This is a genomic window from Bradyrhizobium sp. JR3.5 (assembly GCF_054057015.1).
The window spans coordinates 2078173-2098274 of the sequence record NZ_JBSRYV010000002.1; the positions used below are offsets into that span (position 1 = coordinate 2078173).

Sequence of the window (20102 nt, forward strand, 5' to 3'; positions counted from 1 at the left end):
GCTAAACATCGCGGATCGATCGCCTATATAGGGACAATGCGCCCGCAAGACATCCTGATGCCCGTCCCGGCCGGGCTTTGCTGCAAGCCCGGCCGCTTCCACATCGATCCTGTCAGGCCGGTCGAACGGGCGCTGATCACGCATGGCCATTCCGATCATGCGCGGGCGGGGCATGGCGCAGTGCTCGCGACCCAGGAAACGCTCGACATGATGCGGCTGCGCTACGGCGAGAATTTCGCCGGCACGACGCAGGCGGTCGCTTACGGCGAGGAGATCAGGCTCGGCGACGTCACGGTGACGTTTCATCCCGCCGGGCACGTGTTGGGCTCCGCCCAGATATCGGTCACATGCAAGGATACAAGGATCGTCGCCTCCGGCGACTACAAGGACGCACGCGACCCGACCTGCGCGCCGTTCGAGCTCGTCCCTTGCGACGTCTTCATCACGGAGGCGACCTTTGGCCTGCCGGTGTTTCGCCATGGCGATGCCGCCGATGAGGTGAAGAAGCTGCAGGCGTCGGTCAGGCTGTTTCCGGAGCGCGCGCATCTGGTCGGCGCCTATTCGCTCGGCAAGGCGCAGCGCGTGATCGCGCTGCTGCGCGAGGCCGGCTACGACGCGCCGATCTACCTGCACGGCGCGATGGAGAAGATCACTTACTACTATCAGGAGCGCGGCATCCCACTCGGCGAGCTCCGGCCCGCGCGCGGCATGAAGAAGGCCGAACTCGCCGGCACCATCACGCTGGCGCCGCCGAGCGCGACCTCCGATGTCTGGACTCGCCGCTTTCCCGATCCGGTCACCGCCTTCGCCTCGGGCTGGATGCGCGTCCGCGCCCGGGCGCGGCAGGGCGGCGTCGAGCTGCCGCTGGTGATCTCGGATCATGCCGACTGGGACGGGCTGACGGCGACGATCGCTGCGACCGGCGCCGGCGAGATCTGGGTCACCCACGGCCAGGAAGACGCGCTGGTGCATTGGTGCAAGAGCAAGGGCCTTGCCGCGCGGCCGCTCGATCTGGTCGGCTATGGCGACGAGGATGAGGGCGAGATGGCACCGATCACCGGCGAGGCACAGCCCGCCGGCGAGGCCGAAACATGAACCGCTTTGCCGAGCTGCTCGACCGCCTCGCCTACGAGCCGGGCCGCAACAACAAGATCAAGCTGCTGGTTGCATATTTCCGCGAGACCGAGGATCCCGACCGCGGCTACGCGCTGGCGGCGCTGACCGGTGCGCTGTCGTTCAAGCACGCCAAGCCGGGCTTGATCCGCGACCTGATCACCGAACGCGCCGACCCTGTGCTGTTCGGCTACTCCTATGATTACGTCGGCGATCTCTCGGAAACCGTCGCGCTGATGTGGCCGAAGGCCGAGCTGCCGGGCCACAACAACCCGCCTCCTCCCACCCTCACCGACGTCGTCACCACGCTGCGCACGCTCGGCAAGGCTGATTTGCCGTCGCAGCTGGCGCGCTGGCTGGACGAGCTCGACGAGACCGGGCGCTGGGCGCTGCTGAAGCTCGTCACCGGCGCGATGCGGATCGGGATCTCGGCGCGGCTGGCGAAGACCGCAGCGGCCACACTCGGCGACAAGGATCCGCACGAGATCGAGCTGATGTGGCCCGGCCTGTCGCCGCCCTATCTCGAATTGTTCGCCTGGCTCGAAGGCCGCGGCGACCAGCCGATCAATCGTGATCCGACACCGTTCCGCCCTGTGATGTTGGCGCATGCGATCGAGGATGGCGATTTCGTCAATCTCGACGCCGCCGATTTCAGCGCGGAATGGAAGTGGGACGGCATCCGCGTGCAGGCTGTCGCCGGCCGCGATGCGCGTGGCCATATCCAGGCGCGGCTCTATTCGCGCACCGGCGAGGATATCACCGGCAGCTTCCCCGACCTCGTGCCGTCGCTGCATCTGCAAGATACTCTAGATTTGAAGCATGATGACTCCCGAAAACCGCCGCTTCACACTTTTCGGCATAATGCTTCATTCGCGATCGACGGCGAATTGCTGGTGCTGCGCGACGGTCGCGTGCAGACCTTCAACGTGTTGCAGCAGCGACTGAACCGGAAGGTGGTTTCGCCGAAGCTGATCAAGGAATTTCCGATTCACTTGCGCGCCTACGACCTGCTCGGCGACGGCGAAAACGATCTGCGCGAGCTGCCCTTCACCGAGCGGCGCGCGCATCTCGAAGCCTTCGTCGCCAAGCTGAACGACCCGCGCATCGATCTGTCACCGACGGTTCCGTTCGCGAGCTGGGAAGAACTGGCCGCAGCGCGCGCCGATCCGAAGAGCGCCGGCGCCGGCGACGATGCCGACGCAGTCGAGGGCGTGATGCTGAAGCGGCGCGACGCGCCCTACCTGCCCGGGCGGCCGAAGGGGCCATGGTGGAAGTGGAAGCGCGATCCGCACGTCATCGACGCGGTGCTGATGTATGCCCAGCGCGGCCACGGCAAGCGCTCGTCCTATTACTCCGACTACACGTTCGGGGTCTGGACCCGTGGCGATGCCGGCGACGAACTGGTGCCGGTCGGCAAGGCCTATTTCGGCTTCACCGACGAGGAACTGTTGCAGATCGATCGCTTCGTCCGTCGCAACACCACCGAGAAGTTCGGCCCGGTGCGGCATGTCGTGCACGAGCCGGATCAGGGGCTGGTGCTGGAAGTCGCCTTCGAAGGCCTGCAACGCTCGCCGCGTCACAAATCCGGCGTCGCGATGCGCTTCCCCCGGATCAGCCGCCTGCGCTGGGACAAAGCCGCCGCGCGAAGCCGACCGGCTGGAGACGCTTGAACGGATGTTAATCTCCATGACAGGAAGTTAAACCCGAAGCGCGCATGGCAGCCATTGATCGCGGCTCACAGATTTCCCATGTGCTGCGCCGTGACCTATAATGCGCGGGCGATTCCGCCAGGAGAGAACGATGCCGAACGACGTCAGGGACTTGCCGGCCGGCCAGAGCCAGAGTGACGGCCTGTACCGCTTTCTCGGCGGATCGCCGCTCTCGGTGGCGTTCCGGCTGATCCTGCTCTCGATCCTGGTCGGCGTCGTGCTTGCCGCGATCGGCCTCGACCCGTGGAATATCCTCAACAGCGTCCGCAGGCTGTTCCAGACCATCTGGGATTTCGGCTTCGACGCGATCAACTGGGCCTGGCGCTACTTCCTGCTCGGCGCCGTGATCGTGATCCCGATCTGGCTGTTGTCGCGGCTGTTCGGCGCGCCGCGCGGCCGCTGATCCCAAAGGAAAGCTCGCAGCCCGATGCAATTGCGATTTGTCGGCTGCGGCGATGCATTCGGCTCCGGGGGCCGCTTCAACACCTGCTTCCATGTCAGCGGCGAGCGCGTCAATTTCCTGATCGACTGCGGCGCGTCCTCGCTGCCGGCGCTGAAGCGGCTCGAGATCGACCGCGACGCAATCGACCTGATCCTGATCACGCATTTCCACGGCGATCATTTTGCCGGCCTGCCGTTCTTCCTGCTCGACGCGCAATTCTCCCGCCGCACCCGGCCGCTGGTTATTGCCGGGCCGCAAGGCATCGAAACGAAGCTGCCTGAGGTGATGGAGGTGATGTTCGAGCATTCTTCCAAAACCAGACAGCGCTTCGATCTGTCCGTCGTCACGCTCGCGCCGCAGGAGCGGCGCGGCTTCGGCGAGGTGAACGTGACGCCCTATCCTGTGGTGCATGGCGAGTCCGGCGGGCCATTTCTCGCCTATCGCATCGAGGCGGAAGACCGTGTCGTCAGCTACAGCGCCGACACCGAGTGGACCGACGCGCTGATCCCAGCCGCGCAGAACGCCGACCTCTTCATCGCCGAAGCCTATACCTACGACAAAATGGTCAAGAACCATCTCAGCCTGAAAACGCTGGAAGCGCATTTGCCCGCCATCAACGCCAGGCGCGTGGTGCTGACCCATATGAGCGACGACATGCTCGGTCGCGTCGACGACCTGCCGTGCACGATCGCGAGCGACGGCACGGTCGTGGTGTTCTGACCATGCAATTACCTTGCAGGCTACCCCGCCCCTCCGCCACCGCATTGCTCTGAGGACAATTCCGGCATGGTCGCGCGACGGATGTCGCGATAGAAACGCCTATTCCTTGCAACTGTAGCCATGCACGCACCCATCCACCCAAAGATCACGACCCGCCAGGTGTTCGCCATCGCCGGTCCCGCGATGGTCGCCAACCTGACCACGCCGCTGATCGGCATCGTCTCGACCACGGCGATCGGCCGCCTCGACGATGCCGCGCTGCTCGGCGGGGTCGCAATGGCCTCGGTGATCTTCGATTGCCTGTTCTGGCTGTTCGCCTTCCTGCGCATGAGCACGCTGGCCTTCACCGCGCAGGCGCAGGGCGCGGGCGAGCCGCAGGAATATGCCGCGATCCTGGTGCGCGGCTTCATCGTCGCCGGCCTGATCGGCGCCACGCTGATCGCGTTGCAGGTGCCGCTGGCCGCGGTCACATTCCAGCTGATGGGCGGCAGCGAAGGCGTCACGCGTGCGGCCAAGACGTACTTCATGATCCGGATCTGGTCGGCGCCGCTGGCGCTCGCCAACTACGTCATCCTGGGCTGGCTGGTCGGGCAGGCGCGCGCCAATCTGGCGCTGGCGCTGCAGATCGTGATCAACCTGATCAACATGGCCGCAACCGTGCTGCTGGTGCAGGTCTACGGCGCCGGCATCGCCGGTGCCGCGATCGCCGCCGTGCTTGCCGAGACGACCGGTTTCGCCGTCGGCATCGTGGTGGCGTGGCGGATCTCGCAAACAGGCTTTGCCGTTCCTGCGGCCACGCTGTTCGACCGCGCCAAGCTGATGCGCATGCTGGCCGTCAATCGCGACATCATGGTCCGCACCGCGGCGCTGATCGTCGTGTTCCTGTTCTTCACCGCGAAGGGCGCGCGCGAAGGCGACGTGACGCTGGCGGCGAACTCGGTGCTGAACAATTTCCTGCTGGTGAGTGCCTTCTTCCTCGACGGCCTCGCCAACGCCGCCCAGCAGCTCTGCGGCCGCGCTTTCGGCGCGCGCGACGCACGCGGCTTTGCCGATTCGACCCGGCTGGTGCTGCTGTGGGGTGTCGGCTTTGCGCTGGTCGTCTCGGTGCTGTTCGCGCTGTTCGGACCGGCGCTGATCAACCTGATGACAACAAGCGAGGACGTGCGCCGCTATGCGCGCGAGTTCCTGGTGTTCGTGATCCTGGCACCTCTGCCCGGTGTGTTCGCCTTCGGCTTCGACGGCATCTATGTCGGCGCGACCTGGGCGCGCGAGATGCGCAATTTGATGCTGGCCTCGCTCGCGATCTTCCTCGCCGCCTGGTGGGCGCTCAGCGCATTCGGCAACACCGGGCTGTGGATCGCGCTGCTCGGCTTCTACGTCGCGCGCGGCGGCCTGCAGGGCCTGCGCTATCCGGCGCAGTTCAGGAAAACGTTCAAGACTGCGTAGCCCGGATGCAGCGAAGCGATGCTCTGTTCCCTCGCCCCGCTCTTCCGGGGAGAGGGCTGGGGTGAGGGGCTGTCTCCAAGAAGGCGGTAAGAACTGGATCCGCGGAGGGGCCCGCTCACGGCCCCGCAAGCGGGGGCGAGGTAAGAACGGCTACCTGACCGGCCAATCCTCGGCCGTGATGGTCGCAGCATCGGCGCCGACGATTTCCGACAGCGAGTCGCGGCCGGTCCGCAGCAAGGTCGAGGACAGGTCGCGCTTGATGTCGTCGACCAGGCCGATGCCCTTGTAGACCAGCGAGGAATAGAGCTGGATCAGGCTGGCCCCGGCGCGAATCTTGGTTAGCGCTGCGCCGCCGCTATCGATGCCGCCGACGCCGATCAACGGAAATGCGCCTTCGACGCGGACATAGGTCTCGGCGACCATCCGGGTCGAGAGGCGGAACAGCGGACGGCCCGACAGGCCACCCTGCTCCCTGGCGCGATTCTCCTCGCGCAAGGTCGAGGGACGCGCCAGCGTCGTGTTGGCGACGATCATGCCGTCGACGCGCCGCGAGCGGGCGATGTGCACGACATCGTCAAGCTCGGCGAGGCTCAGATCCGGCGCGATCTTCAGCAGCACCGGCGAATCGCCGGCGTTCTTGCGCACCCGCTCACGGGTATCGATGACCCGCGCCAGCAGATCGTCGAGCGCCGCCGATTGCTGCAGATTGCGCAGGCCCGGCGTATTCGGCGAAGAAACATTGACGGTGAAATAGCTCGCGACCGGGGCAAACGTCTCGATCAGCTTCACATAGTCGGCGACGCGGTCGGTCGAATCCTTGTTGGCCCCGACATTGACCCCGATGATGCCGCCGCCGCTGGCGCGCGCGGCGAGCCGGCGCAGCACGGCTTCCGCGCCGTCATTGTTGAAGCCCATGCGGTTAATGACGGCCTCGTCGCGCTCCAGACGAAACAGCCGCGGCCGCGGGTTGCCGGCTTGCGGCTTCGGCGTCACCGAGCCGATCTCGACAAAGCCGAAACCAAGCCGCAGCAGCGCGTCAGGCACCTCGGCGCTCTTGTCGAAACCCGCCGCCATGCCGATCGGGTTCGGGAAGTTCAGCCCGAAGGCGCGTACCGCGAGCTTGGGATCATCCGCCCGCTGCCGGATTGGCGGCAGCAGCTTCAAGCCCTGGATCGCCATGCGATGGGCATCTTCAGGATCGAACCAGCGCAGCAGCGGCAGCGAGAAGGCGTCGAAGGCACGGATCACGGCTTCAGCTCCGGAACGTCGTGGCCGCCGTCGGAGCGCGCGCGAAGGCTGAGGATTTCGGTGACCGCGCCGAGGTCGAGTTCGCCATAGAGATGCGGGAACAATTCGTCATTGCGCGAGCGTTCCCAGCGCAAGGCGTCGCCGAGCGCATCGGCATCGACCGCGACCAGGAACAGGCCGGTTTGCCCGTGATAGTGCTTGCGCGCGGTTTCGGCCACCTGGGAGGCGGTGGAAAAATGGATGAAGCCGTCGCGATTGTCGTCCGCACTGCCCCGGTAGACGCCCTGCCGCTCGGCCTCGCGCCAGGCCGAAGCGGGGGTGATTTTGTAGATCATGGGCACGGCCCGGCCTTCCCTTTTGTCCTTGAGTCTCTTGGGGTTTTATCCGGATTTGAGGGGAAATGCCCCCGACGCCATTTGGCGAGCGAGGGACCGTATCGGCGGCAGCGGCGCAACTCAAGCGGTGCCGGGACACATCCGACGGCAGATTTGCGGAAACACGAGGTTTCAGGTAATAATTCCTACCATCCAGGGTGTCCTCGATGGCCAAACAGTCCAAAGCCGCCCGACCGCTGACCCACGCGCAGGTCTGGGCCGCGCTCGACAGGCTCGCCGAACGCGCCGGCCTGTCGCCGTCCGGCCTTGCCAAGCAGTCAGGTCTCGACCCCACCACCTTCAACAAGTCCAAGCGCGTGACCGGCGACGGGCGCGAGCGATGGCCGTCGACCGAATCGCTCTCCAAGGCGCTGGCAGCCAGCAATGCCAGCATGGAGACCTTCGTGCAGTTGCTCGGTGATGGCCCGCGCGCCGGCCAGTCGGTGCCGTTGCTCGGCTTCGCGCAGGCCGGCGCCGGCGGCTATTTCGACGACAGCGGGTTTCCCGCCGGCAAGGGCTGGGATGAAGTGGCGCTGCCGGCGACCAGCGACGAGCACGCCTATGCGCTGGAGATCGAGGGCGACTCGATGAAGCCGGCCTATCGCGAGGGTGACATCATCGTGGTATCACCCGCGACCGCGATCCGCCGCGGCGACCGCGTCGTGGTTCGCACGACGGGCGGCGAGGTGATGGTGAAGGAACTGAAGCGACGCACCGGCAAGGTGCTGGAACTGGCATCGCTCAATCCGGAACACCCCGACCGCATGCTCGATGCCGAGGAAGTCACGTGGATCGCGCGCGTCGTGTGGGCGAGCCAGTAATTCGACGAAACGGTAACCACAAAACCGGTGTCGTCCCGGGCAAGCGAAGCGCGACCCGGGATCCATAACCACCGCACGTCCTGCTGGAGAAGGCCGGGGCCACAGCCTGCTCTAACAACATGATCCTGCGGTTATGGGTCCCTTGCTTTCGCAGGGACGACAGCGGAGATTGCGGTTGCGCCTCGCTGCCTCCGCCTACGTCGCGTAGTCCGGCTCCTTGCGGTCCAGCATCCGCTTCAGCGCATCGAAATGCCGCTGCGCCGGGCTCGGGCCGTTGTAGAGATGGTCGTCGCGGAAATCGCGCTTGGTCTTCTCGACCACATGCTGCGGCAATTGCTTGAGCGGCTGCTGGGTCCACATCGCATAGATCTGCACCTGCGCGGCGCGCTCGATGTAATAGAGCCGGTCATAGGCATCGGCGACGGTCTCGCCGACGGTCGAGATGCCATGGTTGGCCATGAACAGGATGGTCTTGTTGCCGATCACCTTGGCGAGCCGCGCGCCTTCCTCGGGATCCAGCGCAGGGCCGGTGTAGAGATCGTCATAGGCGATCGCTTCCGACAGCCCGACCTCGGTCTGACCGATCTCCTTGATGCGCGGATCCTCGAGCCGGGTCAGCGCGCTCGCATACGGCATATGGGTGTGGAACACCGCCTTGGCCTGCGGCAGCGCCTTGTGGATCGGCGCATGAATGCAATAGCAGGAGCGCTCGACCTCACCCTCGCCTCGCTTCACCTCGGCATCGTCGATGCCGACCTCCATGAAGGACGACGCGGTGACCTCCGACCAGTGCATGCCGAACGGAATCTGGTAGTAGCGGTCGGTGCGGCCGGGAACCACGAAGGTGAGATGGTTGAAAATGCCTTCCGAAAAGCCGTGGATATAGGCGAGCCGATGCGCGGCCGCGAGATCGACCCGCGCCTGCCATTCCTCGGCGTTCGAACTGTCCTGCAGCGATGTCGGCGAAACCCTGAACTGCATGCGCATGCTCCCATCTGTGCCGGCCTCTCGGCGGAGGCCGTGCTGATTTTGTGGGACGGAGTGTAGCGCAATCGGACGCAACCCCGGCTGAAATTGCCGGGGATCAGCCATCCGGATTTTGCGGCGCTACGCCGCAGCCGTAACCTCGTAGCCCGGATGGAGCGAAGCGCAATCCGGGACACCTGGGCCGCTGGGAACGCTTCCCGGATTTCGCTGCGCTCCATCCGGGCTACGCATCCCTCAAACTACGATGACCGCGCCAGCGCGCCGTCGATCATGTTCACCGCGTTCTGTACGCCGTAGACCGCGACGAAGGAGCCGAAGCGCGGACCCTTCTCCTGGCCGAGCAGCACCTGGTAGAGCATGTTGAACCAGTCGAGCGAGACGCCGGGACGGCCGTCCTTGCCCTTCTTGACCATGTCGAGGAACGGCTCGCGGCGGCCGATCTCGTAGACCACGTTCTGGATGTCTTCCGCGGTCGCGTCAGCCGGCATGTTGGCAAGCGCATCGCGCAGGTCCTGCAGCGCGGCGCGCTCAGTTTCAGTGGGCTCGCGGAACTGCTTGGTCGGCGCCACGAAGTCGCGATAATAGTTGATGGCATAGCCGACCATCGCATCGAGCTTCGGATGGGTCTGCGGCGTCACGCCGGGACGATAGCGGCCGATGAAGCCCCACAGCGTCTCGGCGTTCTCTGCATTCGACGACGATACAAGCGTCAGCAGCAGCTGGAAGGTGACGGGCATGTCGGCCTGCGGCGGCTTGCCGGAATGGATGTGCCAGACCGGATTTTGTAGCTGCTGCCGCGCCTCCTGCCGCGTGAAGCCGTCGAGGAACTGCTGATAGTCGTCGACATTGCGCGGGATGACGTCGAAATACAGCCGCTTCGCTGCCTTGGGCTCGCGATACATGAACAGCGACAGCGATTCCGGCGAGGCGTAGCGCAGCCATTCGTCGATGGTGAGCCCGTTGCCCTTCGACTTCGAGATCTTCTGGCCCTTCTCGTCGAGGAACAGCTCGTAGTTGAAGCCTTCGGGGGGCGTGCCGCCGAGCGCCGAACAGATCTTGGCAGACAGCTTCACCGAATCGATCAGGTCCTTGCCGGCCATTTCATAGTCGACGCCGAGCGCATACCAGCGCATCGCCCAGTCCGGCTTCCATTGCAGCTTGCAGCGGCCGCCGGTGACGGGAACGGTGACGCTCTCCTTAGTATCAGGATCTTCATAGCAGATGGTGCCGGCCTTGGCGTCGTGCGCCGTCACGGGCACGTAAAGCACGAGGCCGGTGCGCGGACAGATCGGCAGGAACGGCGAGTAGCTCGCCGCGCGCTCCTCGCGCAGCGACGGCAGCATGATCGCCATCACCTTCTCGATCCGCTCCAGCATGCGCAGCAACGCGGCATCGAACCGGCCGGAGGTGTAGTACTCGGTCGAGCTCGCGAACTCGTAGTCGAAGCCGAACTGATCGAGGAAGGCGCGCAGCCGCGCATTGTTGTGCTGGCCGAAGCTCGGATGGGTGCCGAACGGATCGGGCACCTTGGTCAGCGGCTTGCCGAGGTGCTGCGCCAGCAATTCCTTGTTCGGCACGTTGTCCGGCACCTTGCGCAGCCCGTCCATGTCGTCCGAGAAGGCGAGCAGGCGCGTCTTGATCTTGTCCTCGGTGAGCACGCGGAAGGCATGGCGCACCATCGTGGTGCGCGCGACTTCGCCGAAGGTGCCGATATGCGGCAGGCCAGAGGGGCCGTAGCCGGTTTCGAACAGCACCTCGTCCTTCGGATTTTTCTTCAGCCGCGCCACAATCGCTTTCGCCTGCTCGAACGGCCAGGCGTTGGATTGTTCGGCGAGCGCCCGCAGGTCGCTCGGGCTGGCAGCAAGATCAATCACGGACATTTCTTCAGGCTTTCTCCAAAATGGCCGCGAAAACTAACGCTTTCGCGGCAAAATGCAAAGTTTGGGGCGACCGTCATTGCGAGGAGCTCCGCGACGAAGCGATCCATACCGGTTCTGCAGCGGCAGTTGGTGGATTGCTTCGCTTCGCTCGCAATGACGCGGATGGTGTGGCGTGCATCAGAACGGGCTGATCGAGAAATAGCGCAGCCACAGGTCGGTGAAGCGGCCTTTTTCCCAGATCCGGAACAGCGCCCAGTTCAGCGATTGCCGGAGCAGATCGTTGCCCTTGCGCACGGCGATGCCGACGCCCTCGCCGAAATAGCGGCTCTCGACAAAGGGCCCGCCCGAAAACGCGCAGCATTCGGCGGAATCGGTGCCGTTGATCCAGAACGCGAGCGAGATCGCATCGCCAAAGATGAAGTCGACCTCGCCGCGGCGCAGCGCCGCGCGCAGCGCGTCGTTATCCGGATAGGAATGGATCTCGGCGTCGGTGAACATCGCCTTGAGGTAGGCCTCGTGCGAGGTGCCGGCGATGACGCCGACCTTCTTGCCCTCGAGATATTCCGGGCGGATCTCCGGCATCACGTTGTCGCGGCGCGACACGAAGCGTGCCGGCGCGCGGTAATAGGGATCGGTGAAATCGACCTTGGCGCGCAGCTGCGGCGTCACCGCCATCGACGCGATGATGGCATCGCCCCGGTTGGTCGCCAGCGCATCGATCAGGGTCTCGAAGCGGCGCATCTGGATGGTGCAGGTGACCTTGATCTCGTCGCAGAGCGCACGCGCCAGGTCGACATTGAAGCCGGCGGGATTGCCGTCCGGACCGGTGAAATTGAACGGCGGATAGTCGGTCTCGGTCAGGAAGCGGATCACGGTGAGGCGCGACAGGTCGGGCCGATCCGGCCGCCGCCGCGGGTCCCAGAAGCCCGGCACCGCCTGCGGCGCGGCCTCGGCGGCCTTGGGCGGCTGGATCGGGGCCGACGGGGCGGCAGCAGCCGGGGGCGTTGCTACCGGGGGCGTCGCTGGTGCCGCTTTTGCGGGGGCAGGCTTGGCGGGCTGGGCCGGCGCAGGCGCCGGCTTGGCCGGCGGTGTCTGCGGCGCCGAGGGCGTCTGCCCGAGCGCAGGCTCCGCCGAGGCCAGCAGGGCGGCCGCCATCATCCCTACGGCCAGGCGAAGCTGGCGCGAGCGGACGACAAAGGGCTGGGCGGACAAATCTGGCATAACCGGCAATTTTAGGGAATTGAACGGCTTATAGACCATCCGGCGCGTGATGCGAGCGCCGATCGAGGTTAATTCTGAGCCGGAAAAGGCGGTCAAAGATACCGTTTGAGATCGGTCGCCGCCTCTTCCGGCGTCCGTTTCAGATTGAACGGCGCGACGAAATGGCCGTCGCGGTCCATCAGATAGATCAGCGCGGTGTGATCCATCGTGTAGTCGCCATCCTTCAGCGGCACCTTCTTGGCGTAGACCCGGTAGCTCGACAGCACCTTGGCGATCGCGGCGGACGATCGCCGGTCAGGCCCTTGAGGTGCGGATCGAAGCTCGAAAGGTAGTCCTTCATCGCTGTAGCGGTGTCGCGTTCCGGGTCGACCGAGACGAAATAGGCATTCACGCGGTCGGCGTCCTTGCCCATCGCCTTCAGGACCTCCGAGATCTCGAACAGCGAGGTCGGGCAAATGTCCGGGCAATGGGTGAAGCCGAAGAAGATCAGCGTCGGCTTGCCCTGGAGGTTCTTGTCGGTGACGGTCTGGCCGGATTGGTCGGTGAGCTGGAACGGCCCGCCGATCGCGGCTGGCGCGGCGACGGTGCGCAAGCCGCCGACCGCCCACAACATGAGGAACAGGCCGACCGCCAAACTGCACGCGAAGGCAGCAAAGATCACCAATGGGCGCGTGGTCCGGGGCATGATGCGAGGGCGTCCTTGTCAGAAGCAGGCGGAGATGCCGGCCGTGATCATTTCGAAAAACACCGCGGTCCCGTAGTGGAACCAGAGCGCGGCAGCGGCGAGCAAGGCCAATCCGCCGATCCCGGCAGCGGCCCACAGGATCGCAGATGCCACCCGGCCCTGCGGAGCCGTCACGAGCTCGGATCGGGTGGAGATCGGCTGAACCATGCGGTTGAGATAAGCCGGGTTCCGGCGGTCAGCAAGCGCAATGGCCATGGCAGGCCGTCAAATGATAGCGAGGCGATTCTGGGCCTAACCTCGTCATACCCGGTCTGCCGACGATGACGAGAGAGGACGCTCGCCGAGATCGGGCTCAGCGCGCGGGCTCGGCGGGCTTGGGCGCCGAGGCCTGGGCGTTGAGGTAACACGGCTTGTACAGCGCCTGCAGTTGCTTACCGCGCAGGAAGATCATGTGCCGGGTCAGGCCACCGCGGTCCGCGATCCATTTGCGTACCGCCGGCGGGTACATCAGATACAGCATATGGGTGGCTTCGGGATTGGGGACCGGGCGACCGTTGTCGCCGTAATCCCAGGCGGCATGGAAGCCGAGACTGGCGTGTGAGGTCACACAGATCCGGTCATGTGGGACCTTGCCGAGCACGATGGTGCAGGCCGAGGCGCACAGCCCGTCGATGATCACGGTTTCGCCCGATGTGCGCAGGTCCTGGTACTTGTCGACATAGATGCCGATCTTGCCGCCGCGATCGTCGGCGATCCTGACCACTGCCTGAGACGCCCCCATTCCCGCCAGCAGGAGAACCGCAGCGAGCAACCCCGTCATCAACTTCATTTTGGCCAGCCCCAGTCGAAACCGAATCTGTTTGGTCTGTGATGCAAGACAATCGTCAGCGTGTTGCGGCCGCGGATTTTTGTCCAGACGAGCGAAGCCGGTCAAAACAAATTCAAATTGGGTGTTGCGCGGGCGCTGCAGTGGAGCGTGGAAAAGGTCCCAAACTGGAACAGCTTGCCGCAACCATTTGATGCCTCGCCGCCACAGGCAAGATCCATTTGACGTTGACCGCGCACAACGACGCGGTCTTGAATTCCGGCGGGACGGGGAAATCAAAATGGCTGACGATGCAGATGTGATCGTGATCGGCGCCGGACTTGCCGGTCTGGTCGCTGCAACCGAGATCGCCGACGCAGGCAAGCGCGTCATCGTGCTCGACCAGGAAGGGGAACAGAGCATCGGCGGCCAGGCCTTCTGGTCGTTTGGTGGATTGTTCCTGGTCGATTCGCCGGAACAACGCCGGCTCGGCATCAAGGATTCCCTCGAACTGGCGCTGCAGGACTGGATGGGCACTGCCGGTTTCGATCGCGAGGAGGATCATTGGCCGCGCAAATGGGCCGAAGCCTATGTCGCGTTCGCCGCGGGCGAGAAGCGCGACTGGCTGCGCGCGATGGGCCATCGCATCTTCCCGGTGGTCGGCTGGGCCGAGCGCGGCGGTTACGACGCCATGGGCCACGGCAATTCCGTGCCGCGCTTCCACGTCACCTGGGGCACCGGCCCCGGCATCGTCGAGCCGTTCGAGCGCCGCGCGCGCGAGGCCGCCAAGAGCGGACAACTGGCGTTCAAGTTCCGTCATCGCGTCGATGCACTCAGCATCAGCAAGGGCACGGTCGATGGCGTGAGCGGCGCGATCCTGGAACCATCTGATGTCGAGCGCGGCAAGAGCTCCTCGCGCAACGTCACCGGTGATTTTTCGCTGCGTGCGCAGGCAGTGATCGTCGCCTCCGGCGGCATCGGCGGAAATCACGATCTGGTGCGGCAGAACTGGCCGAAGCGGCTCGGCGAACCGCCGAAGTTCATGATCTCGGGCGTGCCCGAACATGTCGACGGCCGCATGATCGGCATCACCGAGGCGGCCGGCGGCCGGCTGATCAACCGCGACCGCATGTGGCACTACGTCGAAGGCATCCAGAACTGGAACCCGATCTGGCCACGTCACGGCATCCGGATCCTGCCGGGACCGTCATCGCTGTGGTTCGACGCCACCGGCAAGCGGCTGCCGGCGCCGCTGTTCCCGGGCTCCGACACGCTCGGGCAACTGCACTACATCATGGGCACCGGCTACGACTATTCGTGGTTCATCCTGACCCAGAGCATCATCAAGAAGGAGTTCGCGCTGTCGGGCTCCGAGCAGAACCCCGACCTCACCGGAAAAAGCTGGCGCATGACGATCAAGCGCGCCACCAACAAGGGGGCGCCGGCGCCGGTCGAAGCCTTCAAGCAGCACGGCGCCGACTTCATCGTGCGCGACAATCTCGCCGACCTCGTCGGCGCCATGAACAAGCTCGCCGGCAGCGACCTCTTGCAGCTCGACGCCATCAAGACACAGATCGAGGCACGCGACCGCGAGATCGCCAATCCCTACGTCAAGGACGCCCAGGTGATGAACCTGCACAATGCCCGGCGCTATATCGGCGACAGGCTGATCCGCACCGCGAAGCCGCATCGCATCCTCGATCCCGCGCACGGCCCGCTGATCGCGGTGAAGCTCAACATCCTCACCCGCAAGACGCTCGGCGGCTTCGAGACCGACCTCGATTCGCGCGTGTTCGGCAGGGATCACCAGATCATCCGCGGACTCTATGCGGCCGGCGAAGCCGCCGGCTTCGGCGGCGGCGGCGTGCACGGCTATCGCTCGCTGGAAGGCACGTTCCTCGGCGGCTGCCTGTTCTCAGGCCGCAACGCAGGGCGCGCGGCAGCGAAGGCGGTGAACTAGACCCGCCGGGCATGAACCGGCGGGTCTCTGTTGTTGAACTCGGAGTTTCTTCAGGCCGTCTTGGTGAAAAGCGTCAGGACACCATTGGTGAGATTGACTGCAACGACTTGTGCCGAGCTGAGGCCCTTCGCCTTCAGTGCGGATACTGCTTCCGTAGACGCGTCGATGGAACCCCGCAGGTTCTTCAGGTCGTCCTCGCTTGCCTTTGCGACGACAGCCTCGACCTTTGACCGGACCTCGGGCTGCAGTTCCTTGACGTCCACGACCTGTATGCTCCGGATGACGGTGGACTCGTCAGACTGAGCCTGCGGCGGCGTCTTCGGTTGCGTTCCCTGCACTTGCGCCCAAGCAGGTGTTCCAAGCGAGAGCGCCGCAGCGATGACGGATGCCGTAGAGATGCGCATGAGCATTCCTTGTGTTGATTGCCCCCAACATCCCGCGACAACGAGCTTTCCTCGCTGATGGTTCCGGCCGGAAATCCGTTCGTCGCAGGGCGCTGCCAAAATATCGAAAACAACCCCATGCAAAGTAGCCGGCAGTGGCCTGCGTTCGACCAAGCGACTTGACACGTCGGGCAACTATTTCTATTATTCAGAATTAATGCAAATGCCCCGCTACGGCTTACTCTCATCTTGCTCTTGGGCGCGTACTCATAAACTCGAAATGTCCGCCTTCGATGGCAAAGCGGGCACGCGACCCCGACCCCAGGAATGTCGCCTTGTGATCCGAAGCCGACATGGCAGCTTCATTCATTCAACATTTCAATGCTCGCTTCGCCGGGACCGTTGTTCCAAACAACCACCATCCCGTCGCGCACCTCCAGAAACGAGGTCGGGTTATCGGGCAGGGTGACGACAGCTTTGCCGCCTGCAGGGATGACCCTTTCCAGCGTTTCAAGCTCGACAAAAATAGTTAGTGGCCTGCCGGAGCCGTTTTCAATCGGAAGCTTCATTTTCGCATAGCTCCAGGGACCGCCTCAGGTCGGAAGCGTCTTTGATACCACAAGCCCGCAATTGTCGCTAAGCGGACTTGATACGCTCGACGCGAGTTCTTCCGAGTCTGGCCTACACCGGAAGTAGCCCACGACTGACAAAGGGTCGTTGCAGTGCGATATAAATATTGGGCCGGAAAGGTATCTTGTACCAAACCGCTATCGGCGTAATTTCGACGCGCGGTAGACGCTGCTGAGGAGGTTTCAAATGTACAGTCGCATCTTGGGACTCACGACATCTGCTCTCATTCTGGCGTACGGCACTGTCGGTGCCTTTGCACAGAACCAAGTGACACCCCAACCAGATCAGCAACAAATGCAATCGCATCCGATGGGCCAGGAAGGCGCGAGCACGAAGGGGCACGGAAGCATGATGGGCGGCGGCATGATGGGCGGCGGCATGATGGGGCGCGGCATGATGGGTGGAGGGGTGATGGGACCACCTTTTATGATGCGTATGATGTTCGCTCTGATGGACGCCGACGGCGACGGGACCATCTCACTGCAGGAGTTTCAGGCAGCTCACGAACGAATTTTCAAGGCAATGGATAGCAATAAGGATGGCAAGCTTACGCTGGAAGAGATGCAAGCGTTCATCCATGGGGCCAGGTGATCAGGTTTCTGCGGCCCAAGTCTGACCAGCAGGTAGAGCAACTAACTCGTGTACGCTACTCGCCCAAACGAATAACCCGAACTGGCTCATGATAAGCGAATGTTCGCCGGCTTGCGAAGGGCCGGCATGCCCGAGTTGTGGCTAAGCGGGCCACACCTTCCATGTCGCCTGTTGGCCCTTCTCGGAAGTGCCGCACTGGCTATCGAAAGTTCGGTGCCGGGGGTGAAGCGGACTTCTCGGTTGCGCCCTTCAACTTCCGAGTTTGGACCCTCAACGGACATCCGACCTTATTTTGATAAGATCGGCCGCGCACAATCGGAATACCTTAGAGGACCATGCTGACTATCAAGGAGAAGTCGATTGGAAAAATCTCCCAAGGATACGCTCGTTGGCACCTGGGTTCAGGTCTCGCTTGATACTGTCTCCGCTGACGGTACGAGGCGACCGCTTTACGGTGAAAATGCGAAGGGCATGATTATCTACACCAGCAACGGATATTTCACGCTCATGCAGGCAAGCGTTGATCTCCCTAAACTCAAATCGGGCCTACCTTCAAAAGCGACGCCTGAAGAGGCTAAGGCCGTGATCGCCAACTCCATCGCTTATTTCGGCAAATACTCGCTAGACGAAACCAGCATGGTTCTTAGTCTCGATATTCAGGCCAGCACCTTCGCAAATCTGACCGGCAATCCTTCAGAAAAGCGCAACGTCACTTCTCTGACGGACAGCGAATTGAAGTTTAACAGGCCATTTGTGAAAGACGTAACGCTGGAGGCCGTTTTCAAGCGAGCCGAATAACCGCATTTTCAAGCTCCGCGATCCGCGGATCGATGATGGTCTTCATCATCTCGGCGACAGGAATGCCGTCAAAGGTTGGATGCAGCCTTCGGGCTTCCTCCAGACCTTCCTTGATCTCGTTGATTTCATAAGCAGCAAGGTCCCAGTTACTTTCTCTACCGGCAAACCACAGCTTGGCGTGGCGAAGCTGCGTGAGCGCGAGCGGCGAAGCAATCCATGCTTCCGCATATGCCGCGCGATGGATTGCCTCCCTTCGCTCGCAATGACGAAGTGGTCCCGCGGCACATCGCTACCCTTATGACGCAGTGGAACTAGTCCGCCTCCGCGCTCGCGAAGCGGACGCCGAACGTGTCGGCGTTGGCCTCGCCCCAATCGTAGAGCGCCTGCAGCATCGGCTTCAGCATCTCGCCGCGTTTGGTCAGGCAATACCGCGAGGCGCCGCCGCCGCGCTCCTGCTTGACGAAACCCGAATTGCAGAGGTCGCGCAGGCGCTCGGTCAAGACCTTGTCGCTGAGCTGCGGAATGTCGTGGCGCAACTCGCCATAGCGCATCGGCCGAACCTTCAGCCGGCTCAGGATCACGGTCTTCCATTTGCCGCTGAGCTGATCGATCGAGAACTCGACCGGGCAACCATATTTGCGCTTGGTCTTGCGGATCATCGCAACTCTCCCGCGGCACTTTCCATCTGGTTCGTTGAGAGCCGCCGTCGATCCATCTAAGCACGCTTTGCACGGGTTGGGCGAGTTCAGGGATCATTGCAAGGCATGACAGAAGACAGTTCCGCCCGAGGCCCGAGCGACGAGCAACGTCAGCGCAGGCGCATCATCATCAGACGCGACGGGCCCTACGAACCCGACCCCGGCATCCCGATCGTCGATCATCTCGGCGTGCCGATCGCAGCCGAGACGCCGGTGCGGCTCTGCCGCTGCGGGCAATCGCAGACCAAGCCGTTCTGCGACGACAGCCACATCGCGCGCGGCTTCACAGACGCCAGAGATCCGCGGCGCGTGCCCGACAAGCTCGAAATCTATGCGGGCCAGCAAGCCTACGTGTTCGACAATCGCGGCACCTGCGCGCATTCCGGCTTCTGCACCGACCGGCTCAACTCGGTGTTCCATCTCGGCGAGGAGCCTTTCATCGCGCCGAGTGGAGCGCGCTTCGACGACCTCATCAATGCAGTGCGCAGATGCCCGTCGGGCGCGCTCGGTATCGGCATTGGCCCCGCGCGGGACGCCAACCTGTCCGACGTCGAGCGGCCGCCACAGATCGAAGTATCGAAGGATGGTCCTTATCGAGTCACCGGCCAGGTCGAACTGGTCGACGAGGATGGCGCGCCGATCGCGGGGAATGCGGGTGCGTCACTGGAGCATGTCAGCCTGTGCCGCTGCGGCTCGTCACTGAACAAGCCGTTCTGCAGCGGCATGCATTGGAATGTCGCATTTCACGATCCGGTTCCGGATCCGATGCGCGAGCCGACGCTGTTCGAATGGGCCGGCGGTTATCCCGCGCTGCTCGACATGACGCGCATCTTCTACAGCCGCTATGTGCCGGAGGACCCGCTGCTCTCCCCGCTGTTCGCCGAGATGTCGCCGGACCATCCCGAACGGGTGGCGGCGTGGCTCAGCGAGGTATTCGGCGGGCCGCGCTTCTACACCGAACGCTATGGCGGCTATCGGCGGATGGTGTCGCAGCACATCGGCAAGGAGATCAGGCCGGAGCAGCGCGCGCTGTGGGCCACCTACATGGTGCAGAGCGCCGACGATGCCGGGCTGCCGTCCGATCCGGAATTCCGCGCGGCATTCGTCGCCTATATCGAATGGGGCTCGCGGATCGCGGTGGAGAATTCCGGAGCGGGCGCGAAGCCGCCGCCGAACATGCCGGTGCCGCAATGGTGGTGGGTCTGCAACGCAACGCCGGCCGCGCGGCCGTCGGCCATCGCGGGCGATGCGCATGCCGCGAGCGAAGTCAGCGTCGCGCTGCCCGGTCCAGATGAGCCGGTGCAATTCGAGCGGCATATCCGGCCGCTGTTCCGGCCGATGGATCGCAACTCGATGCTGTTCGCGTTCGATCTCTGGAAGGAAGAGGACGTTGCCAGGCATGGCCAGCAAATTCTGGCACGCCTCGAGGCCGGGACCATGCCCTGCGACGGCGCCTGGCCGGCCGAACAAGTCGCGCTGTTCGCACGCTGGGCGGCCTTGAAGGCGCCAACTGGATCGTGAAGCCACGCTCGAGCCGGACTGGTTGAACCCACCTCGTCGGCGTGCTGCAATCGTGCCGGCAGGGTGGGTT

Annotated in this window: 20 protein-coding genes and 1 pseudogene; 10 read left to right on the forward strand and 11 right to left on the reverse strand. The window is 63.9% G+C overall.

The features are described from left to right. Window positions 1-36 precede the first annotated feature (36 nt). From ACVWW1_RS26820 to ACVWW1_RS26840, 5 genes are all read left to right on the forward strand, one after another. On the forward strand, window positions 37-1095 hold the full coding sequence (locus ACVWW1_RS26820; protein WP_456657990.1) for a ligase-associated DNA damage response exonuclease: 1059 nt from the start codon (window positions 37-39) through the stop codon (window positions 1093-1095). Further along, the gene (locus ACVWW1_RS26825; protein ID WP_456657991.1) at window positions 1092-2783 is read left to right on the forward strand and encodes an ATP-dependent DNA ligase; all 1692 of its coding nucleotides are present in this window, start codon (window positions 1092-1094) and stop codon (window positions 2781-2783) included. The genes ACVWW1_RS26820 and ACVWW1_RS26825 overlap by 4 nt, the downstream gene beginning before the upstream one ends. 130 nt (window positions 2784-2913) lie before the next feature. Next, window positions 2914-3225, forward strand: a complete 312-nt coding sequence (locus ACVWW1_RS26830) for a DUF6460 domain-containing protein (protein ID WP_176528811.1) — start codon at window positions 2914-2916, stop codon at window positions 3223-3225. A 24-nt stretch (window positions 3226-3249) separates the two neighbouring features. Then, a complete protein-coding gene (locus ACVWW1_RS26835; RefSeq protein WP_456657992.1) occupies window positions 3250-3984 on the forward strand; it encodes an MBL fold metallo-hydrolase in 735 nt (244 codons plus the stop codon). A 120-nt stretch (window positions 3985-4104) separates the two neighbouring features. Next, the gene (locus ACVWW1_RS26840) at window positions 4105-5430 is read left to right on the forward strand and encodes an MATE family efflux transporter (protein ID WP_207834833.1); all 1326 of its coding nucleotides are present in this window, start codon (window positions 4105-4107) and stop codon (window positions 5428-5430) included. A gap of 150 nt (window positions 5431-5580) precedes the next feature. Here ACVWW1_RS26840 and ACVWW1_RS26845 read toward each other — a convergent pair whose 3' ends face one another. Next, window positions 5581-6678: a quinone-dependent dihydroorotate dehydrogenase gene (locus tag ACVWW1_RS26845; protein WP_456657993.1), complete on the reverse strand. Its 1098-nt coding sequence runs from the start codon at window positions 6676-6678 to the stop codon at window positions 5581-5583. Further along, window positions 6675-7019 carry a DUF952 domain-containing protein gene (locus ACVWW1_RS26850; RefSeq protein ID WP_168470963.1) on the reverse strand — a complete coding sequence of 115 codons (345 nt, stop codon included), beginning with the start codon at window positions 7017-7019 and terminating at the stop codon, window positions 6675-6677. Before ACVWW1_RS26850 ends, ACVWW1_RS26845 begins: the two co-directional genes overlap by 4 nt. A 200-nt stretch (window positions 7020-7219) precedes the next feature. On the opposite strand from ACVWW1_RS26850, the gene ACVWW1_RS26855 reads away from it, so the two are divergent. Beyond that, on the forward strand, window positions 7220-7873 hold the full coding sequence (locus ACVWW1_RS26855) for a S24 family peptidase (protein WP_212319840.1): 654 nt from the start codon (window positions 7220-7222) through the stop codon (window positions 7871-7873). A gap of 195 nt (window positions 7874-8068) precedes the next feature. On the opposite strand, the gene ACVWW1_RS26860 is transcribed toward ACVWW1_RS26855, so the two are convergent. The 6 genes and pseudogenes from ACVWW1_RS26860 to ACVWW1_RS26885 all read right to left on the reverse strand — a co-directional run bounded on the left by ACVWW1_RS26860 (window position 8069) and on the right by ACVWW1_RS26885 (window position 13475). After that, window positions 8069-8854 carry a class II aldolase/adducin family protein gene (locus ACVWW1_RS26860; RefSeq protein ID WP_456657994.1) on the reverse strand — a complete coding sequence of 262 codons (786 nt, stop codon included), beginning with the start codon at window positions 8852-8854 and terminating at the stop codon, window positions 8069-8071. Between the two features lie 245 nt (window positions 8855-9099). Then, window positions 9100-10740, reverse strand: a complete 1641-nt coding sequence (locus ACVWW1_RS26865; protein ID WP_456657995.1) for a lysine--tRNA ligase — start codon at window positions 10738-10740, stop codon at window positions 9100-9102. A 177-nt stretch (window positions 10741-10917) separates the two neighbouring features. After that, window positions 10918-11961, reverse strand: coding sequence for a transporter substrate-binding domain-containing protein (locus tag ACVWW1_RS26870; RefSeq protein ID WP_456657996.1), 1044 nt, complete (start codon window positions 11959-11961; stop codon window positions 10918-10920). 92 nt (window positions 11962-12053) lie between these two features. Next, window positions 12054-12646 (reverse strand): annotated as a pseudogene (locus ACVWW1_RS26875) (SCO family protein). A gap of 18 nt (window positions 12647-12664) precedes the next feature. Next, window positions 12665-12901: a hypothetical protein gene (locus ACVWW1_RS26880; protein WP_456657997.1), complete on the reverse strand. Its 237-nt coding sequence runs from the start codon at window positions 12899-12901 to the stop codon at window positions 12665-12667. 97 nt (window positions 12902-12998) lie between these two features. Beyond that, window positions 12999-13475 carry a hypothetical protein gene (locus ACVWW1_RS26885; RefSeq protein ID WP_176528803.1) on the reverse strand — a complete coding sequence of 159 codons (477 nt, stop codon included), beginning with the start codon at window positions 13473-13475 and terminating at the stop codon, window positions 12999-13001. 277 nt (window positions 13476-13752) lie between these two features. Between ACVWW1_RS26885 and ACVWW1_RS26890 the strand changes: the two genes are divergently transcribed. Further along, window positions 13753-15411: an FAD-binding dehydrogenase gene (locus ACVWW1_RS26890; RefSeq protein ID WP_456657998.1), complete on the forward strand. Its 1659-nt coding sequence runs from the start codon at window positions 13753-13755 to the stop codon at window positions 15409-15411. A 50-nt stretch (window positions 15412-15461) separates the two neighbouring features. On the opposite strand, the gene ACVWW1_RS26895 is transcribed toward ACVWW1_RS26890, so the two are convergent. Both ACVWW1_RS26895 and ACVWW1_RS26900 read right to left on the reverse strand, forming a co-directional pair. Further along, window positions 15462-15815 (reverse strand): hypothetical protein, encoded by a 354-nt coding sequence (locus ACVWW1_RS26895; protein ID WP_338025821.1) that lies wholly within the window; start codon window positions 15813-15815, stop codon window positions 15462-15464. 341 nt (window positions 15816-16156) lie between these two features. Then, window positions 16157-16363, reverse strand: a complete 207-nt coding sequence (locus tag ACVWW1_RS26900; RefSeq protein ID WP_456657999.1) for a hypothetical protein — start codon at window positions 16361-16363, stop codon at window positions 16157-16159. A 247-nt stretch (window positions 16364-16610) separates the two neighbouring features. Between ACVWW1_RS26900 and ACVWW1_RS26905 the strand changes: the two genes are divergently transcribed. Continuing rightward, a complete protein-coding gene (locus ACVWW1_RS26905; RefSeq protein ID WP_456658000.1) occupies window positions 16611-17015 on the forward strand; it encodes an EF-hand domain-containing protein in 405 nt (134 codons plus the stop codon). Window positions 17016-17375: 360 nt separating this feature from the next. Next, window positions 17376-17813 (forward strand): lipocalin-like domain-containing protein, encoded by a 438-nt coding sequence (locus ACVWW1_RS26910; protein WP_207834820.1) that lies wholly within the window; start codon window positions 17376-17378, stop codon window positions 17811-17813. 311 nt (window positions 17814-18124) lie between these two features. Here ACVWW1_RS26910 and ACVWW1_RS26915 read toward each other — a convergent pair whose 3' ends face one another. Then, window positions 18125-18472 carry a winged helix-turn-helix transcriptional regulator gene (locus tag ACVWW1_RS26915; protein WP_207834818.1) on the reverse strand — a complete coding sequence of 116 codons (348 nt, stop codon included), beginning with the start codon at window positions 18470-18472 and terminating at the stop codon, window positions 18125-18127. 105 nt (window positions 18473-18577) lie between these two features. Between ACVWW1_RS26915 and ACVWW1_RS26920 the strand changes: the two genes are divergently transcribed. After that, a complete protein-coding gene (locus ACVWW1_RS26920) occupies window positions 18578-20032 on the forward strand; it encodes a CDGSH iron-sulfur domain-containing protein (protein ID WP_456658001.1) in 1455 nt (484 codons plus the stop codon). The last annotated feature ends 70 nt before the right edge of the window (window positions 20033-20102 follow it).

Excerpts from the sequence above, each read along its gene's own strand:
- ACVWW1_RS26825 (WP_456657991.1), top strand. The coding sequence starts at position 1,092 with ATGAACCGCTTTGCCGAGCTGCTCGACCGCCTCGCCTACGAGCCGGGC.
- ACVWW1_RS26890 (WP_456657998.1), top strand. The coding sequence starts at position 13,753 with ATGGCTGACGATGCAGATGTGATCGTGATCGGCGCCGGACTTGCCGGT.
- ACVWW1_RS26900 (WP_456657999.1), bottom strand. The coding sequence starts at position 16,363 with ATGAAGCTTCCGATTGAAAACGGCTCCGGCAGGCCACTAACTATTTTT.
- ACVWW1_RS26860 (WP_456657994.1), bottom strand. The coding sequence starts at position 8,854 with ATGCAGTTCAGGGTTTCGCCGACATCGCTGCAGGACAGTTCGAACGCC.
- ACVWW1_RS26865 (WP_456657995.1), bottom strand. The coding sequence starts at position 10,740 with ATGTCCGTGATTGATCTTGCTGCCAGCCCGAGCGACCTGCGGGCGCTC.
- ACVWW1_RS26885 (WP_176528803.1), bottom strand. The coding sequence starts at position 13,475 with ATGAAGTTGATGACGGGGTTGCTCGCTGCGGTTCTCCTGCTGGCGGGA.
- ACVWW1_RS26915 (WP_207834818.1), bottom strand. The coding sequence starts at position 18,472 with ATGATCCGCAAGACCAAGCGCAAATATGGTTGCCCGGTCGAGTTCTCG.
- ACVWW1_RS26835 (WP_456657992.1), top strand. The coding sequence starts at position 3,250 with ATGCAATTGCGATTTGTCGGCTGCGGCGATGCATTCGGCTCCGGGGGC.
- ACVWW1_RS26920 (WP_456658001.1), top strand. The coding sequence starts at position 18,578 with ATGACAGAAGACAGTTCCGCCCGAGGCCCGAGCGACGAGCAACGTCAG.
- ACVWW1_RS26870 (WP_456657996.1), bottom strand. The coding sequence starts at position 11,961 with ATGCCAGATTTGTCCGCCCAGCCCTTTGTCGTCCGCTCGCGCCAGCTT.
- ACVWW1_RS26840 (WP_207834833.1), top strand. The coding sequence starts at position 4,105 with ATGCACGCACCCATCCACCCAAAGATCACGACCCGCCAGGTGTTCGCC.
- ACVWW1_RS26880 (WP_456657997.1), bottom strand. The coding sequence starts at position 12,901 with ATGGCCATTGCGCTTGCTGACCGCCGGAACCCGGCTTATCTCAACCGC.
- ACVWW1_RS26820 (WP_456657990.1), top strand. The coding sequence starts at position 37 with ATGCGCCCGCAAGACATCCTGATGCCCGTCCCGGCCGGGCTTTGCTGC.
- ACVWW1_RS26905 (WP_456658000.1), top strand. The coding sequence starts at position 16,611 with ATGTACAGTCGCATCTTGGGACTCACGACATCTGCTCTCATTCTGGCG.
- ACVWW1_RS26830 (WP_176528811.1), top strand. The coding sequence starts at position 2,914 with ATGCCGAACGACGTCAGGGACTTGCCGGCCGGCCAGAGCCAGAGTGAC.
- ACVWW1_RS26855 (WP_212319840.1), top strand. The coding sequence starts at position 7,220 with ATGGCCAAACAGTCCAAAGCCGCCCGACCGCTGACCCACGCGCAGGTC.
- ACVWW1_RS26895 (WP_338025821.1), bottom strand. The coding sequence starts at position 15,815 with ATGCGCATCTCTACGGCATCCGTCATCGCTGCGGCGCTCTCGCTTGGA.